Origin of the sequence: Lentilitoribacter sp. EG35, from assembly GCF_040784015.1 — a bacterium.
Taxonomy (GTDB): domain Bacteria; phylum Pseudomonadota; class Alphaproteobacteria; order Rhizobiales; family Rhizobiaceae; genus Lentilitoribacter.
This window is the reverse complement of sequence record NZ_JBFNGQ010000001.1, coordinates 464,493-482,122: the sequence shown is the minus strand read 5'-3', so window position 1 is coordinate 482,122 and position 17,630 is coordinate 464,493. Positions and strand designations below refer to the sequence as shown.

15 protein-coding genes are annotated in these 17,630 nt (G+C 45.0%); 7 read left to right on the top strand and 8 right to left on the bottom strand.

Annotated elements, in window-relative coordinates; all coding sequences use genetic code 11:
- Nucleotides 1-43 precede the first annotated feature (43 nt).
- Both AB2J24_RS02205 and AB2J24_RS02200 read right to left on the bottom strand, forming a co-directional pair.
- Nucleotides 44-1,297 (bottom strand): class II D-tagatose-bisphosphate aldolase non-catalytic subunit, encoded by a 1,254-nt coding sequence (locus tag AB2J24_RS02205; protein ID WP_367384264.1) that lies wholly within the window; start codon nucleotides 1,295-1,297, stop codon nucleotides 44-46.
- Nucleotides 1,298-1,300: 3 nt separating this feature from the next.
- Nucleotides 1,301-2,221, bottom strand: coding sequence for a carbohydrate kinase family protein (locus AB2J24_RS02200; protein WP_367384263.1), 921 nt, complete (start codon nucleotides 2,219-2,221; stop codon nucleotides 1,301-1,303).
- A 143-nt stretch (nucleotides 2,222-2,364) separates the two neighbouring features.
- Here AB2J24_RS02200 and AB2J24_RS02195 point away from each other — a divergent pair, with 143 nt between their 5' ends.
- The 7 genes from AB2J24_RS02195 (at nucleotide 2,365) to AB2J24_RS02165 (ending at nucleotide 10,008) form a co-directional block, all read left to right on the top strand.
- Nucleotides 2,365-3,417, top strand: a complete 1,053-nt coding sequence (locus AB2J24_RS02195; protein ID WP_367384262.1) for a LacI family DNA-binding transcriptional regulator — start codon at nucleotides 2,365-2,367, stop codon at nucleotides 3,415-3,417.
- A 164-nt stretch (nucleotides 3,418-3,581) separates the two neighbouring features.
- Nucleotides 3,582-4,901, top strand: a complete 1,320-nt coding sequence (locus tag AB2J24_RS02190) for an ABC transporter substrate-binding protein (RefSeq protein ID WP_367384261.1) — start codon at nucleotides 3,582-3,584, stop codon at nucleotides 4,899-4,901.
- Between the two features lie 137 nt (nucleotides 4,902-5,038).
- Nucleotides 5,039-5,911, top strand: a complete 873-nt coding sequence (locus AB2J24_RS02185; protein WP_162652517.1) for a carbohydrate ABC transporter permease — start codon at nucleotides 5,039-5,041, stop codon at nucleotides 5,909-5,911.
- A gap of 10 nt (nucleotides 5,912-5,921) precedes the next feature.
- Nucleotides 5,922-6,755 carry a carbohydrate ABC transporter permease gene (locus AB2J24_RS02180; protein ID WP_162652518.1) on the top strand — a complete coding sequence of 278 codons (834 nt, stop codon included), beginning with the start codon at nucleotides 5,922-5,924 and terminating at the stop codon, nucleotides 6,753-6,755.
- Nucleotides 6,756-6,765: 10 nt separating this feature from the next.
- Nucleotides 6,766-7,770 carry an ABC transporter ATP-binding protein gene (locus tag AB2J24_RS02175; RefSeq protein ID WP_162652519.1) on the top strand — a complete coding sequence of 335 codons (1,005 nt, stop codon included), beginning with the start codon at nucleotides 6,766-6,768 and terminating at the stop codon, nucleotides 7,768-7,770.
- The gene (locus tag AB2J24_RS02170) at nucleotides 7,767-8,540 is read left to right on the top strand and encodes an L-iditol 2-dehydrogenase (RefSeq protein ID WP_367384260.1); all 774 of its coding nucleotides are present in this window, start codon (nucleotides 7,767-7,769) and stop codon (nucleotides 8,538-8,540) included. Before AB2J24_RS02175 ends, AB2J24_RS02170 begins: the two co-directional genes overlap by 4 nt.
- A 1-nt stretch (nucleotide 8,541) precedes the next feature.
- The gene (locus tag AB2J24_RS02165) at nucleotides 8,542-10,008 is read left to right on the top strand and encodes a mannitol dehydrogenase family protein (protein ID WP_367384259.1); all 1,467 of its coding nucleotides are present in this window, start codon (nucleotides 8,542-8,544) and stop codon (nucleotides 10,006-10,008) included.
- A gap of 361 nt (nucleotides 10,009-10,369) precedes the next feature.
- Here the strand turns inward: AB2J24_RS02165 and AB2J24_RS02160 are convergent, their stop codons facing one another.
- The 6 genes from AB2J24_RS02160 to AB2J24_RS02135 all read right to left on the bottom strand — a co-directional run bounded on the left by AB2J24_RS02160 (nucleotide 10,370) and on the right by AB2J24_RS02135 (nucleotide 17,625).
- A complete protein-coding gene (locus AB2J24_RS02160) occupies nucleotides 10,370-12,148 on the bottom strand; it encodes a thiamine pyrophosphate-binding protein (RefSeq protein WP_367384258.1) in 1,779 nt (592 codons plus the stop codon).
- Between the two features lie 3 nt (nucleotides 12,149-12,151).
- On the bottom strand, nucleotides 12,152-13,561 hold the full coding sequence (locus AB2J24_RS02155; RefSeq protein WP_367384257.1) for an aldehyde dehydrogenase family protein: 1,410 nt from the start codon (nucleotides 13,559-13,561) through the stop codon (nucleotides 12,152-12,154).
- Nucleotides 13,545-14,495 carry a sugar phosphate isomerase/epimerase family protein gene (locus AB2J24_RS02150; RefSeq protein WP_367384256.1) on the bottom strand — a complete coding sequence of 317 codons (951 nt, stop codon included), beginning with the start codon at nucleotides 14,493-14,495 and terminating at the stop codon, nucleotides 13,545-13,547. Before AB2J24_RS02150 ends, AB2J24_RS02155 begins: the two co-directional genes overlap by 17 nt.
- Nucleotides 14,496-14,596: 101 nt before the next feature.
- Nucleotides 14,597-15,790, bottom strand: a complete 1,194-nt coding sequence (locus AB2J24_RS02145) for a Gfo/Idh/MocA family protein (protein ID WP_367384255.1) — start codon at nucleotides 15,788-15,790, stop codon at nucleotides 14,597-14,599.
- 18 nt (nucleotides 15,791-15,808) lie between these two features.
- Nucleotides 15,809-16,465, bottom strand: coding sequence for a hypothetical protein (locus AB2J24_RS02140; RefSeq protein WP_162652525.1), 657 nt, complete (start codon nucleotides 16,463-16,465; stop codon nucleotides 15,809-15,811).
- Nucleotides 16,462-17,625 (bottom strand): Gfo/Idh/MocA family protein, encoded by a 1,164-nt coding sequence (locus AB2J24_RS02135; protein ID WP_367384254.1) that lies wholly within the window; start codon nucleotides 17,623-17,625, stop codon nucleotides 16,462-16,464. Before AB2J24_RS02135 ends, AB2J24_RS02140 begins: the two co-directional genes overlap by 4 nt.
- Nucleotides 17,626-17,630: the final 5 nt, after the last annotated feature.

The window sequence follows — 17,630 nt, the reverse complement described above, 5'->3', positions numbered from 1 at the left end:
ATTCAATTTGCGAATGAAATATGATATGGTTATTTGCACAAAATCAGCAAATTAATCCGCAGGCTTTATAATAGCGAGATAATGTTGTGCAGATACGCTGATCAATGATCGACCGAGGACTTAGAACAGGCTCTGGGGAAGGAAAGTCAGACCCAAGTTGGGTTGCCAAAGCAGATCGAATGCCAACTGTATCCAAGTTGTGCATCAATTTTGCAAGCGCAGACTTCACCTCATCCTGATCCCAGTAATACCGAACACGATCACTTAGGCTATACAGTTTAAGATATGCGATTTCAGCATCATCACCCTGATAATAATTCTTCCAATCAGCGGGGGATTTATCCATCACGGACAGTACGACATCTATCACGTCGGCTCTGTCCTGAATACCCAACTGTCTTTCGAGTTGATCCAATGCCATTATGCTTTCACGAAAGCGAAAGGTGATTTCGGGACCTACTTTTAAGATAACGGAATGATCCGCAACAAGAGCGGATAGATCTTCTGTAGATTGATAATCAGTTGAATGAGCCTCAAAAGCGATACCATTATACTCACCTATTGCCTGAGTAAGATTTACGGCTTTATCGCGATCATAATGAAAAATGCCATCATGGGAGAAATCGACACCCGGCTGAACAACAACTGCGATCGACTTTTCAATACCCTGCGGCACACCCCTCTTCTCAAATGCATCGATATGGGTGTTGATTGTGGCAGCTAAATTATCGACCGTCGTGACCTGTATATCGGACATATCATCCGTTTCTCCACCAGGGATCGGCACTTCTGTTCCAATAACATAACACAATTTACTTGGATCTGGTGCGTGCGCTTCCGCGACTTGGCAAAGTTCAGCTGAACGTTGTGCAACAAGCTCAAAAGATGGTGTACTCTCATTTGCGCAAGCCATACTGGCATCAAGGTGAATTTTGGTAAAACCAGCTTCAACAAAATCTTTGACCAGAACCTTAGCATTTTCCATGGCGTTACTTGCATCAAGATGCTTCCACGGATTAGGTCCTAAATGGTCTCCACCAAGTATCAGATCATCCTGCGGGAGACCAGCGCCCCCTGCCTTTGATCGAATTTTCTTGGCATAGTCTGCAGGCCTCAAACCAGTATAACCTCCGAATTGATTAACCTGGTTACAAGTTGCTTCAATTAACGCAGGAATTTTATGTTCCGCAGCAAAGGCCACAGTTGCACCAAGTACGCTTTCATTTGCGGTGCAGATACTGGGTAGCGCTTTGCACTCACCAACCCGATTTGATCGTACTAATTCTTTTAGGTCCACGGATTACGCTCTTTCTGAAACTTTATGTTTGTTGATTTCTTCCAAAGTTGGATTCCATTCCATCGGGCCGCGCTCTAAAACATGCAACCCACCAGCTATTGTTGCTGCGTTTAGAGCGTCTTCAAAGGAAGCTCTCTGATCAATTAAACCTATAAACGTTCCACAAAAGCAATCTCCTGCTCCGGTCGGATCAACCTCCTCGACAGCAATAGGATTTGATTTAACGATATTGCCATCACATGAACCAATTGCGCCATCGGCTCCTTGTTTAACAACAACGGCTTTCTTGCCCATGGCTAGCATTTTTGAAATGATATCTTCGGGAGAACTATCGGGGAAAAGAAAATCAATATCCGCATCGCTTGGAAGCAAATATGTTGCAACATCCATAATCTTATCTAAGCAACACCTAGTCTCGGGGTCGGACATGAGTTCCTGGCGTATATTTGGGTCAAAACTGATCTCGCCTACCGACGCGACCTCCTCAACAATATTCATGATGCCCGATCGTAACGCCGTATTACCTAACGACGAACCTGATATATGAAAAATTGTTTCAGGCAAAATGACGGGAGAAACCAGTTCTCGATCTGCTGCAGTGTTATTCAGGTGGAACACAAAACAACGTGACCCATTTGTAAAATACGATACAAAAGCCGTTCCGGTTGTATGATCTGAACGTGTTGTAACACTATCGACATTCACACCATCAGCGACAAGACGGTCAATTAACACCGAACCGAAAGGATCATTACCCACACTGCCAATCATTCCGCATTTTGCTCCAACCCTTGCCGCCTGACTTGCAAAAATAGCTGGTGCACCACTCGGAAATGGCCCCGAAAACTGGGTTGTTTTTGCAAGACCACAGTCCAATTCATGAGACACAAACTCAACAAGTAATTCACCGGCTGTGATTATCATCTAGATCTCGCTTCAACAAAAAACCATATAAATCAAGAGGGTTTTATACGCGCGTCTATTTTTATTTGTCAATAGTTGTTAAAATTTATTACGCGAGCAGAGAAATAGTGATACAGTCCCCACCGAATATGAGGAGAGTTCTTATGGGCGGCAACAAAAAACGCATAAACACGATGGAGCAACTGTCCGCTGAGATCGGCGTATCGCGCGCAACGCTTTCAAAATATTTTCAAGACCCCTCCCTTGTTAGAAAGTCTACATCCAAAAAGATAGCCGATCTTCTAGATACAGTGGACTATATTCCCAACTTTTTCGCTCGAAACATGAACAGGAAGCAAACGGGTCTGTTTGGTGTCGTCCTACCACATCTAAACGACTTGTTCTACATGACTTTGCTTCGAGAAATAGAGCGCAGAGCTGAGGAATTGGACTTTTCTGTTTTAATCCAAAACTCTCATGGAGACCCCGAAAAAGAAGTCCGCGCCATCAAAAACCTGCGCTCAATGAATGCTGAAGGCGTGATAGTGGCGCCGATTGGAGCCGAAGAAAACACCCCCTCCTTCAAGCGCATTTCATCAGACTTGCCGCTTGTATTTGTAGACGCCAAATGCCCTGGCCTTGAAAAAGATTTTTCTTTTGTTGGCACCGACAACTCTCAAAGCATGAAGCTTATGGTTGATTACCTGAGACGCTCTGGCACACCCCCAAAATACTTAACAATGCCACCAGTGAACAGTAATTCACGAGAACGAGAACAGGCATACCGCTCACGCATGAATGAAGTTGGCCTTACACCAGAGGTTATCCGAACCTCATCAGAAGAACCTGTTTGGGACTTTGAGTCTCACGGATATGAAATTGTTCGAGATTTACTTGATCGCGGACTAAGTAAAGATGCTACCATTCTGTGTGCAAATGATCGTTTGGCTATGGGCGCATTAAGGGCCGCGAATGAAGCCGGACTCTTTAATGAAGTCAACGAAGGCGCACTTGGATTTCGCGTCGCAGGACACGACGACCATCCCCTTAGTCAATATATGTGGCCATCAATGACCACGGTGTCACAGGACGTACATCGCATTGGCCGTGCTGCAGTTGATTGTGTATCAAGGCAGGCTCGGGCTGCAACGGAAACAGATAAATTGCCAGTAGACCGACTGTTTCCTGCACAATTATGCATTCGGAATTCAGCCTAACATTCCATTTTCTAACATTCTTATACATACTTACATCACCATAAATACTGGATTTCAGCTCATGCTTGCGTCAATTTTTATACACATGTATAAATTATAGTTGACGCGAGCATTTACTATGAGGTACTCTTGGTGGTGTAAGAAACCACTAGGGAGGAAGTTTCATGAAATTGAAGCACTTACTTATATCAGCAACGGCGCTTATGTCTGTAACAGTGACAGCTGCAATTGCTGAAGAAATAACGATCGCCACAGTTAATAACGCTGACATGATTGTCATGCAGAAGCTTGCCCCTGAGTGGGAAAAAGCGACTGGCAATTCCATCAACTGGGTTGTTTTGGAAGAGAATGTTCTTCGTCAACGCACGACCCAAGACATTGCAACAAACGGCGGCTCTTTTGACATCATGTTTATCGGTGCCTACGAAACACCTATTTGGGGTGCCAATGGTTGGTTAACGTCATTGAACGATTTTGGCGACGATGTCGATTATGATCTTGACGATATTTTCCAATTGGTGCGTAATGGCCTGTCTGCGGATGGCAATCTTTATGCCGTTCCGCTCTATTCAGAAACCTCATTTACATTCTATCGTACTGACCTGTTCGAAAAAGCTGGCGTTACGGTGCCTTCTGAACAGATCACATATACCGAGTTTGCTGAAATGGCTGCCAAGCTTCACGATCCGGATAACGGCGTCTATGGCACATGTCAGCGCGGTAAAGCCGGATGGGGTGAAAACATGGCATTCGTTGGTACAATGGCCAACGCATTTGGTGCACGCTGGTTTGATGAGCAATGGAACCCGCAACTGGACTCCGAAGAGTGGAACAATGCTATCACCTACTATGTTGACTTGATGACAAAATATGGTCCTCCGGGTGCAACAGCAAATGGTCACAACGAAAACCGTGCTTTATTTAAAGACGGCAAATGCGCGACCTGGGTTGATGCAACATCTGCTGCCAATGACATTCGCAATCCAGCAACATCTGGCGTTGCGGATAAAACGGATTTCTTTCAGGCGCCGAAGCAGGTTACTGATAAAGGAACAGGTTGGTTCTGGTCATGGGCTCTTGCTATTCCTAAAAGTTCACAAAAAACAGACACTGCGAAGGACTTCTTGAAGTGGGCGACGTCTAAAGACTACTTCCAGAAAGTTGGTGAGACTGAAGGCTGGGTTGCGGTGCCAAGTGGTACTCGTGCTTCAATTCACAGTGATGCGCGACTACTAGAAGCTGCCCCGTTTGCAGAAACTGTGAAGAATGCCATCTTCTCAGTAGACCCAGCAGATCCAACACGTGATCCAGTTCCATATACGGGTGTGCAGTTCGTCGCAATTCCTGAATTTCAAGGCATTGGCAACTATGTCGGTCAGCAAGTTGCTGCGGCTCTCGCTGGTCAACAAACGGTTGAAACTGCGCTTGCAAACAGTCAACAGTTTGCTGTGCGCGAAATGACAAAAGCGGGTTACATTAAGTAACCAATCCTCCCATGAATGGGCCGGCTTCCCTTAGACTGGCCCATTCAGCTATAATATTTACATTTAGGCTTTTTTGAAACAAATTCGATCGAAATTTATTTCAAAAACGCTTATTTAATTCGTAGGGAGGAGTAAGTTTGGCTACCAAAGCATCTAAGTCTGCCGCACGTTTAATGATCTCGCCTGCTGTACTATTGCTTCTGGGGTGGATGCTTGTGCCTTTGTGCATGACACTTTATTTTTCATTCTTGCGTTATAACTTACTACAACCCGGAGCGACGCCATTCGCAGGGTGGGAAAATTACTATTGGTTTGTAACCGACCCGAGCTTTAAAGCAGCGATCATTAATACATTTTTACTTGTGGGCGGTGTGCTATTTATCACCACCGTTGGTGGGCTTGGGATAGCGCTATTACTAGATCGCCCAATGTTTGGCGAAGGTATTATTCGCATCATGGTGATTGCACCATTTTTTGTCATGCCAACCGTTTCCGCGCTTATTTGGAAAAATATGTTCATGAACCCGGTCAATGGAATATTTGGGCGCATTGCCACCGGGTTGGGGTTCGATCCTGTCGACTTTTTTGGCCAAATTCCCTTAATCTCTATAACCGTTATGGTGTCTTGGATGTGGTTGCCCTTTGCCGCCTTGATCCTTCTAACCGCACTCCAATCGCTTGATCAGGAGCAATTGGAGGCTGCTGAAATGGATGGCGCTAATCGCTGGAACAGGTTTTGGTTTATAATGCTGCCACATCTCGCACGCGCAATAACTGTTGTAATCCTAATCCAGACAATCTTTCTATTATCGATCTTTGCCGAAATACTTGTGACAACCAATGGTGGGCCCGGGACGGCTACGACAAACCTGACCTATTTAATTTACGTCTCGTCACTCCTGCAATTCGATGTCGGTATGGGCAGTGCTGGTGGTGTTATCGCCATTATCTTAGCCAATATCGTTGCGATCTTCCTTATGCGGATGATCGGCAAGAATCTTGACGCGTAGGAGAAGCGATATGGCACGCGCAGTTTCAACAAAAACACGGATATTAAACACAGCAATCGCTGGAACCTTGGGTTTCTTTCTATTTTTTCCAATTTTATGGATCCTCGTTCTTTCTTTCAAAACTGAAGAAGATGCAATTAGAGCTCCACTGGAAGTGCTATTTAGTTCCGGCTGGACAATTGATAGTTTTAGCGCAGTTCAAGCACGATCCGACTATTTCAAACATTTCTCCAACTCAGTCATTATATCCGTTGGGTCTACATTCCTTGGACTTTTAATTGCAGTGCCAGCGGCATGGTCCATGGCGTTTGTTCCAGCCAAACATACTAAAAACGTTTTGATGTGGATGCTATCAACTAAAATGTTGCCACCAGTAGGTGTTCTTGTCCCGATTTATCTGATTTTCCGAGATTTTGGGCTGTTAGATACCCGTATCGGTCTAACAATCGTACTTATGCTGATAAATCTGCCGATCATCATTTGGATGCTCTATACCTATTTTAAAGAAATTCCAGGAGAAATACTGGAAGCTGCACGTATGGATGGCGCATCTTTGCGTAATGAAATTATGTACGTGCTTGCGCCAATGGCTATACCTGGCATGGCATCAACCGTATTGTTGAACATCATTCTTGCCTGGAATGAGGCATTCTGGACCATCAATCTAACAGCAGCCGACGCTGCCCCACTCACCGCATTTATTGCAAGTTATTCCAGCCCTGAAGGGCTTTTTTACGCGAAATTGAGTGCGGCATCTATCATGGCCATTGCACCCATCTTGATCATGGGCTGGTTCAGTCAAAAACAACTTGTCCGAGGATTGACCTTCGGCGCCGTGAAATGAGGAAACAATAATGGGACGAATCCTACTCAAACAGGTCAAGAAATCTTTCGGTGATGTTACTGTCATTCCGCCTCTAGACCTGGAAATCGACGATGGAGAATTTGTTGTATTTGTTGGTCCTTCTGGCTGCGGAAAATCAACATTATTAAGGCTAATTGCAGGGCTTGAAGATACGACTTCTGGATATGTAGAGATCGACGGTCAGGATGCGACCGATTTACCACCAGCTACGCGCGGACTAGCGATGGTTTTTCAGTCTTATGCGCTATATCCTCATATGTCCGTTCGTAAGAACATTGCATTCCCGCTTCGCATGGCAAAAATGGATTCGCAAGAGCAAGAAAAGCGGATTATGTCTGCGGCCAAAGCACTGAATCTTACTGATTATCTGGATCGAAAACCCGGACAATTATCCGGAGGTCAGCGCCAGCGAGTTGCCATTGGTCGTGCCATCGTTCGAGAGCCTGCCGCATTTTTATTTGACGAGCCATTGTCAAATCTGGATGCTGCTTTGCGCGTTGGTATGCGCCTGGAAATCAGTGAACTACACAATCGTCTAAAAACAACGATGGTTTATGTTACCCATGACCAAGTTGAAGCCATGACAATGGCTGACAAAATTGTTGTGCTGCAAGCCGGCGTTATCGAGCAAGTTGGCAGTCCGTTAGAACTCTATCGAACCCCAAAAAACAAGTTCGTTGCCGGTTTTATTGGTTCGCCAAAAATGAACTTGCTGGAAGGTGAAGAGGCAGCAAAGCACAATGCACATACAATCGGCGTGCGCCCTGAACATATGCATGTTTCAACTGATAGCGGAACATGGCAGGGCACAGTTGGGGTTTCAGAACATTTAGGCAGCGATACATTTTTACACGTGCATGTTGAGGCATTTCCTGAGCCTTTGACAGTACGTGCAGATGGTGAATTTGGCGTCCGCCATGATGACAAGGTCTATTTAACGCCAAATACCGAGCATATTCATAAATTTGATGACAAGGGATTGCGTATATCATGAAACGCTTAGAGGGAAAGTCAGCTCTTATTACAGGGGCTGCACGAGGAATTGGTCGAGGGTTTGCAGAAGCATATGTTCGTGAAGGTGCAAAGGTAGCCATTGCTGATGTAAACTTTGAAGCAGCTCAGGCAACCGCCAACGAAATTGGCGAGGCAGCCTATGCCATCCAACTTGATGTTACCAAGCAAGTGAGCATCGACGCTGCAATAAGCTCAGTTGTTGAAGAAGTTGGAAAACTAGATATTCTTATCAATAATGCAGCACTTTTTGATGCCGCAGAAACAGTTGATATTACGCGTGAAAGCTACGATAAACTATATTCAGTCAATGTGGCAGGAACGCTTTTTACAATGCAGGCCGCCGCCACTCAAATGATTAAACAAGGCCACGGAGGCAAAATTATTAATATGGCGTCTCAAGCAGGGCGCCGTGGCGAGAGTCTGGTGTTGGTGTATTGCTCCACAAAGGCTGCAGTGATATCGATGACACAGTCAGCTGGTCTAAATCTCATCAAACACAATATAAACGTCAATGCAATTGCTCCAGGTGTTGTCGATGGCGAACATTGGGAACATGTGGATGCAATGTTTGCAAAGCTGGAAAATAAAAAACCTGGTCAGAAAAAAGCGGAGGTTGCTGCGGGAGTTCCTGCCGGCAGGTTTGCAACACCAAACGATCTAACTGGCATGGCTATATTTCTTGCATCCTCAGAGTCAGATTACATTCTTTCTCAGACATATAACGTCGATGGTGGCCAATGGATGAGTTAACATGAAGCTTTCAAACGCCACTTTGAATCGCTTACCAGCCGATATTAAACGACCTCATTATGACAGGTCAGCAATAACCCCTGGGATCGTTCATATCGGGCTTGGCAATTTTCATCGAGCACATCAATCATGGTACCTACACCGATTAATGCAAACAGGCGATGCGTTTGATTGGGGAATAGTGGGAGCTGGAGTTCGCGCGGCAGATCAGCATCAACGCGAACGACTTGCCAAGCAAGATTATCTCACCACTTTGATCGAACTTGACCCAAAGGGTCGTTCTGCTGAAATTGTTGGCTCCATGGTAGATTTTGTTGCGGTAGAGGAAAACAATTCCTCATTAATTGCGCAACTGGCAAAACCTGAGATACGCATTGTCTCTCTTACTGTTACTGAGGGGGGATATTATCTTGATTCAGTAACTCGCGCATTTGACAATCAACATCCTGATATAAAGTTTGATGCAGAAAATCCTGATAATCCACGCACTGCATTTGGCGCTATCATCGCCGCGCTGAAGCTAAGAAAAGCGGCAGGCTCAAAACCGTTTACTTGCCAAAGCTGCGATAATCTTCAGGGAAATGGTGACATTCTCAAAAACACAATCCTGTCGCTTGCAAATTTGAGTGACAAAACGCTTGCGGACTGGATCGAACAAAATTGCTCATTTCCAAACTCAATGGTTGATTGCATTGTTCCTGCAACGGGTGAAAAAGAGCTGGCTCTGGCCAAAGATATGGGCATTGAAGATGACGCACCGGTAACACATGAGAATTTTCGGCAATGGGTCATTGAGGATAAGTTCTGCAATGGCAGACCGAATTGGCAGGACGCGGGCGTTACCATAACAGATGATGTTCATTCTTATGAATCAATGAAGATTCGAATTCTAAATGGTGGCCATCAACTGATAGCCAATGCTGGCGAAATGCTCTCAATCGAATTCATATCTGATTGCATGGAGCATAATCTGATTGGCAACTATTTTCGCAAAGTAGCTATCGATGAAATCGCACCCAATGTAGAATCTGTTCCGAATATGACGCCTGCAGACTATGTTCGCCTAATTGATCAACGTTTCTCAAATCCGGAAATTATCGATACCGTGCGCCGTGTTGCATTTGATGGTTCATCCAGACAAACTGGATTTATACTCCCCACTCTACGACAGGCTTTGCAGGTGCATAGCGCCTGCGAAGGCCTTATTCTCTCACAAGCTATCTGGGCTCGAATGTGTGAGGGAACGCGCGAAGACGGTAGTTTGATTATGGATAATGACCCGAATTGGGATGACTTGAAGGCATCGGCAAAACGGGCAAAAGAGACACCTATCATCTGGCTCCAACAACGCCATATCTATGGCGATTTAATCAATAATGAATATTTTGTTGATCGCTTCGTGTATTGGTATTCATTAATTTCGAGTTATGGCACGGCTGCTGCACTTCGCGCGTGTCTCGGACATTAAGTATTTCATAAAAGCAACCTAGTTTTGAACAATGCCAAGTTCGATTTTCTGAACTTCACCATCACTCACCTCTTACAAATCTGGTTGTCATTGGAAATCATGACCTGAGGAAAGACGCTCTGAAGAGATAGATCTCTCAGAATGCCAAGAATGTGGCATAGCGGGATTTTTTAAACATTATCAGACCAATTCTTGCTTGTATAACCAAAGAGCTCAAAACCTCGCAAGAACAAAAACCAATGCCAAAAAATGACATAGTCTTTCCAATCTTAAACCAACGTTACTTCCATCCCTTTACTTTCCCACCGTTAACTGAAAACAGACTTGTGCGAATTTATGGGAACTCCGCACAAGCATTGAATTATGTAGACACGTGAGAGACATCTTTATCAGGCGAGTAGATGTCTAAAATGTTCCAATGACCTGTTGTCGGAGTTGGGTTATTGATCATAGGCACGTCGATTACAGTGGGCTTATTGCTTACTATCGCATCTTCAATTGCTAACTTAAGCTCATCTGCTGACGAAACCTGAACACCGACGGCACCATATGCGTTTGCAATATCCGCGTACGCAGGTCCATTTGACGGTTGCGCAGCTGTACCGGGGAACGTTGTACCATATGTCAGTCCGTAATGTGCTTTTTGCAATCCGGCGATTGTTCCAAATGCATTGTTATTCATGATGAGCCAGATAATACCAAGATCGCGTTCGACTGCCGTTGCGAGCATAGAAGGATTTTGCCCGAAACCACCATCCCCAACCAGCGAGATTACAACACGATCAGGCGCCGCTATTTTGGCACCAATTGCTGCCGGTGGCCCAAAACCCATTGTTGCAAAACCGCCGGGTGTGAGAATGGAACCGGGTGTAAGGATATCAAACTGTTGTCCAACACCATTTTTGTTCCAGCCAACGTCTGTTGTAATGATCGCATCATGGGGAAGTACAGATCGCACGTCTGCTAATATACGCTCAGGCATCATGGGGAAAGCAGAACTCGTTGCCATCTCGCTATTGCTTTGTTTAAAAGTAACGCGAAAATCAGTAATCTGCTTTCGAATTTCATCTCGTTGAAAACCATTTGGATAAAGTTTTTTCGCTACTCTATTTAGAACACGCAACGCAGCTTTTGCATCGCTTATTACGCCGATCTCTGTTGGGTAGTTTCGCCCTATTTCTGACGGTTCGATGTCGATGTGAATGACCTTTGTACCTGGAATATTAAATGTATACCCCGGATACCAAGACGAACAATCAGCCTCCTTGAAACGAGTACCAATGGCCAAAAGCCAATCGGCATTCAGGCAGGATTGATTGACCAACTCTGTTCCCCAAAAACCTGTCATTCCCATGACAAAGGGATGATCATCACGTAATGCACCTTTGCCCATCAGAGAATGTGCAACGGGTATTTGCATATGATCTACAAACTCCTCAAGCTCTTTTGAGGCTTGAGAAAGTAGAATACCACCTCCAACATAGAGCACTGGATTTTTAGCATTAGCCATAGCATCCAGAATTTTCTCTGCTGTTTCATCGTCAACGGACGGCTTGGTCAGCTGGCGGGTATTACTTTCAATGCGCTTGAAACTTTCATCAGAAATTACTTCTGAAAAAATATCCATAGGAACATTAACCAGAACGGGACCCGGTTGCCCACTTTCAGCCAAGTGAAATGCCTTTTCCAGAATTTCGGCCATGAGTTCTGCACGATCAACTCGCCAAGCTCGTTTCACAAATGGGCGATATATTTCGTACTGTTGAGCATCTCCATGCAGGTTGACCTCTTGGTGCGGATGTTTGCCGTAATAATGAGTTGGAATATCACCAGCAATGACCACCATAGGGATGCAATCAAGTGCTGCATTGGCGACACCTGTGGCACAGTTGGTTAGTCCCGGACTTAGGTGAGACAATACTACTGATGCCTTCCCTTTTATCCGAGCATAGGCATCTGCAGCATGACTCGCAATTTGCTCGTGTCTTACCGTGATGAAATCAATAGGACTATCAGCCATAGCAGCAAGTACAGCGATATTTGTGTGACCGCATAAACCAAAAACATGTTCGACATCGCGGCGTTCCAGGTAATCAACAATATGTTCTGCAACAGTTTTTGTCATTGTTTCTTGTGTCATGAATTATATCGCCTTTTTGTTGAAAAATTCACCGAACAGCTCTTCTTCTGATGGCTTATCTTCAGGAATTGGGCGAGAAACCCAAGTGTAATTCATGAAGTGTTTTAGCGTGACATTTTCATTGGTGATATTTCCACCCCAAATCCCGCAGCCGAGACTGGAAGTCATCGGCATACCATTTGTATATGAGCCTGCATTAGCCTTCGACTGGGGTTGACGCACCATCATCCGACTAACTGGCGCTAGTCGAGCAAGAGCATCGATGTGATCATCATTGTGGGAATAAATGCCACATGAATGACCTTTACCACCAACATTGTAGATTGCTTCAACAATACTGAGAGCATCTTCAAATTCATCGAAATGGTAGAGTGCCATTAGCGTTGTCAGCTTTTCCTTGGAAAATTTGTGCTCGGGACCAATTTGTCCTTGGTTTTCAACCATCAAAAATTTGCGATCATCAGGAATTTCAAAACCAGCCTCTTTTGCTGTTTGTTGTGGACGGCATGCGATGGTTGGGAAAGTACGGTTGCCTTTTTCATCCCACATCGCTTTTTCGAGCGCTATTTTTTCATCATCATTACAAAGGTAACCACCCTCGTTCACAAGTGCTGCAACCAATTCTTTATAGATCGATGACTGAATGATGATATTGCCATCAGCAGAGCACCCGGAGCCAAAATCAGATGTTTTTGACATACGTGTGTTTGCAGCAGCTATCTCAATATCGGCAGTCTCGTCAATTACAATAGAGGAGTTCCCTGCCCCGACACCGTATGCTGGACGACCGGATGAATATGCAGCTTTGACCATCGGCTTGCCACCTGTAGCAAGCGTCAAGTCACATACTTCCATAAGATGCTGAGTGATTGCGATTGATGGTTCTTCTACGCACTGAAATAAGTCTTCTGGTGCCCCTACAGCTTTACAAGCAGCACGCATTACCTCAACCATCTTATTGGTTGTAACCTTCGTCCGAGGATGGGGAGAAAAGATAACGGCATCTCTTGCTTTTGCCGCATAGATACCCGTTACGGGAGGCGTCAGAGCAGGGTTTGTCATAGGAATAAGTGACGCTATGACACCCGCAGGTTTTGCATATTTCATAATCCCTTTGGAAACGTCAACTTCGACAACACCTGTACTTTTTTGACGAAGAGCATCCCGCAATACACCATGGATTTTAAATCGTTTACCCGGGCGCCCTTCACGGTCACCTATCGTACTTTCATCAACGCCCATTTGAGCTAGCTTTGTGAAAGTTTCCTCGTTACCTGCATACCAGCCAATTGCTTGCGCAAGGCGATCAAGTTGTTCCTGTGAGTAATCTTCTACTTCAGCCATTGCAGCTCGTGCTCGAGTGAGCATGCTTGCGACTAGAGCTCTATCAGCTTCGTTAAGTTCTCGTGCCATTTTCAATCTCTTTTGTTTTTGTGAAGTCGGGAGGAGACAGCATTGCAGATTCACCATTGGCAATTCTTCTTTGCGATGAAACATCTCCGAAAGTTCGTTTTGCGTGCTGCAAACATCGACGCGCATGTTCTTCAAACCCAAGCTCCTGGGTTCTTGTTTTATTCGGAAGTTCTATTGAGTAATCTAAAATAGGAAGACGTTCGATTATTCGTTTAAAATCGATACAACCTTCTCCAGGATATAGTCGCGCATCTCGCGCCAACTGAATCATGCCTTCTCTCGTATCGGCAATTCCTGGAAGTGCATCTGATATGTGTAAAAAGTTTAGATATTCACTTGGTACATGAGAGAGTTCGGCAATATCGACACGAGATAAGTGCATGTACAGGGTATCGATAAGAATGCCAGAATTTTCCTGTTCCGCTGCCCGCACGATATCAAGAGTTTCATCCAATGTACGTAATCTTGAAAAGGATGGAAATTCGAGATCAACACTCAACTCATATGGTGCTGCTAATTCACAAGTCTCTGCATAGCAATCAACGAGGAAATTACGATCATCACGACTGCTCGTCCAAGCACTCATAATCAATCGTTTCGCTCCCAGCTCGCCACCGAGTTCTATTGCAGGTTTGAATGACCTCGGGTCACACTCATCTGTGATGCGTGCTAACTCCATATCTAGAACCTTAAGACCGGTCGTTTTAAGAGCCAATTTTGTAGCACCCACCAAGGAAGTATCTTCTGGCCAACATGCAAATTCACCCGCGACATTCATTGGGATAAATCTTGGGCTAACCGCGTCATAACCCGCGCGGGCAGCGATATAGACCAATTCTGGCGCGGAACATTCAATCAGGGTCAAATGAGCCAATGAATATAAAGGCTCCGCTAGACCAGTTGAATTTAGTTTTGGGCCGGCTGTTGAATGCAAGATGACACCTTAAATAACGTCTAATATATTTCATATCATATTATATAAATAAAAATATCAGATATTTTCTAAAGTATCAACTTCTAATTCTCAAAAGGTGATTACAGAATTTCCACCCAATTTCCACCTGCGGCATTGGATTGAACCGTGGCATGGATAAACTTCACACCTTCTGCACCATCTTCAACGTCTGGATAGGCCAAATAGTCGTTTGGTAAGGTTAATCCGTCTCTTCGCGCGGCAACTGCCGTTGCAAACTCAGTGTATAAATTTGCCCAAGCCTCAATCAAACCTTCTGGGAATCCGCGCCCCGTTCGGACCAAGCGTTCAACATTTGATGCAACTCCATGACCATGGCCGCGGCTTAAAATCCGATCTGGTTCCCCAAATCGCGCATGCTTTAAATATTCACTATGCTCCAAATCCCATTCAATGCCCCCTTCACTGCCAAAAATGCGCAGGCGCAATCCACCGCGATTACCAGGTGCCAAACGTGTCGCCATCAAGGTACCAGGAACGCTATTGGCAAAGCGCGTATTCATAAAAACAGTGTCTTCTAGTGGCTTTGGAGATCCGCAAACATGCATCTCAGCTCGCAGATGTGTCATTGGTAATCCGGAGACAAATGTTGCCAAATGTGCAGCATGAGTAGCGATATCACCCGTACAACTTGTTGCACCAGACTTTTTAGGATCCAGCCTCCATTTCACATGTTCCGCCTCACCGATATCCTCGGGTGTCATCCAATCCTGCATAAATTCAACATGAATTTGATTGACTTTACCGATGCCACCGTTAGCGACAATTTCTTTTGCCTGTCTGATCATTGCAAAGCAAGACATTGCATAACCCACACCGAAAATCAGTCCAGATTGACGCGTCAAATCAGCAAGCGCGACTGCTTCATCAACTTCGTTGGTAAGTGGCTTATCACATAAGACATCAATTCCATTTTCGATAAATGCCTTTGCTGCATCGAAGTGAACGTGATTGGGTGTCGTGATCATCACAGCATCAACACCCTGTGGGTGTTGGGCTTCTTGTTGCGCCATATCCTCAAAAGATGTGTAGCAACGTTCATCATCAAGGTACCATTCAGCACCAAGGGCTTTGGCCTTGTCTTTGTTTGAAGAGAGAGCCCCAGCAACAACCTCCCATCGGTCGCTCTGTCGTGCGGCCATGGCTTGTGTTTGCGAAATTCGCCCTCCACCTACAACACCAAGTCGCAATCTACGATCTGGTTTTGGAAAAGCTTGCTCTAAGTTGGTAACTTGTGAAAAGAACTCTTTTGTCATTATATCACCTATTAAAAACTAACGTGGCGGTGTTGCACCAACCGGCAACATCTCAACCGCCATAAAAATACTGGGCGTAATGGTTTCAAATTGATGCCAGGGATAATTACCCTCTTCATCAAACATCGATTTATGCGTATGTCCCGGCGCCATCGTTTCCTCGAAGTAAAGCGTTGCTATATCTTTTTCATAACACTGCTGCATCTTACCAATGCCTACGATTTGGGTATGAACTTCACGAAATCCCGGCACTGGACAAAACGGGTGTTCTTTATGCAATCCCACATTTAAAGGCACAGATCCTGAATGATACATGGTAAGCCCAATGTTACCGGCCCAAACCTTAGGCGACATATAATGACTGACACCCTTAAGCCTTTCTTCGCCGCGAACTTCATAAGCTGATGGCCATTTTTGTTTAACAGCGCGATACAAAGTTTCATCGTCTTCATGATCATCAAAGCGTTCAATAATCACAGCGCGTTTGATATTTTTAATGCTGGTATTAACAGCGATTACAGAATTGAGATGTGCCAAACTCTGTTCATGTATTTGAATGGCCTCATCCGCTAGGTTGAGCAAAATAACGCGACCATTCACATCATACTCCAACTCATCCTGCAAAAATCTTACCGAGAAAAACGGTTCGGCAAAATCGAGTTTTTGAACACTCATTGTGTTGCTCCATATTGATTGCTGCTTAAATTACTCATCGGAAGCGGCCGTTCGCATGAAGTCTTCATGATTTCATTGGACCCGGTTTCCGCTGATTTTAAGATCCCCTCCATAACCTCGCAAATATGTATGGCCAAAACACCATTTGCGCGGTGAGGTGCGCCGGTTCTGACCGAGTGCGCAAGGTCAAGTAAACCCAAGCCACGGCAATCATCATTAAACCCAGAATTGTTCTCCGCAATCAACCAATTTTCCCGACCCGTCGGGCGGGGCTGGTGCGTCCAGCGAGAATTATTTTTAGTGCGGAACCAAACCTCACCACCAAAGATGTTTGCCCCATGAACAGGGTCAGGATCGGGAATACAAATCGTTCCCTCCTCCCCATAAATTTCAAATCTAGGAGCCTCTGAATCCCAAACATCAAAACTCATGGTCATTGTACCGATCTCGCCGGACTGAAATTCCAGATTGGACAGAACATGAGTATCAACTTCAACATCCATCATCTCACCATATCTGGGGCCGTTTTCGATCATGCGCTGATCAAATGTGCGTCGCGCCATTCCAGAAACACTTTTAATCGGCCCAAGTAGAAACACCATCGCGGTGAGATAATAAGGTCCCAAATCCAAGAGTGGACCACCGCCAATTTTATAATAAAAATCCGGGTTAGGATGATGACGCTCGACACCATGGGTTCCAACAAAAGCGGTTACACCCGTTGGCTTGCCAATGACCCCTTGATCGATCAACTCGCGACAGGTCTGCCAGCGGCCACCCAAAAATGTGTCCGGCGCATTCCCTACTAAAAGACTTTTCTCAGTGGCGAGATCTAGAATTTTCTGGCCATCGGTTAAATCTGTTACAAAAGGCTTTTCAGAGTAGACATGCTTTCCGGCATGTAAGGCTGTTAAAGAAATTTCCGAATGCGCTGCAGGAATTGTTAAGTTCAAAACACATTCAATCTCATCATTTTCAAAAATCTCTTGCGTTGTCACAGCACTTGGAATTTGATACTTTTCAGCCTTTGCTTTTGCTTCTTCGATATCGAGCGCTGCGCAAGCGACAACATCCAACAACGGGAATCGTTGGCAATTTTTTAGATATATGTCGCTAATCCGGCCGCACCCAATCAATCCCACTTTGAATTGTCTAGTCATTTGGC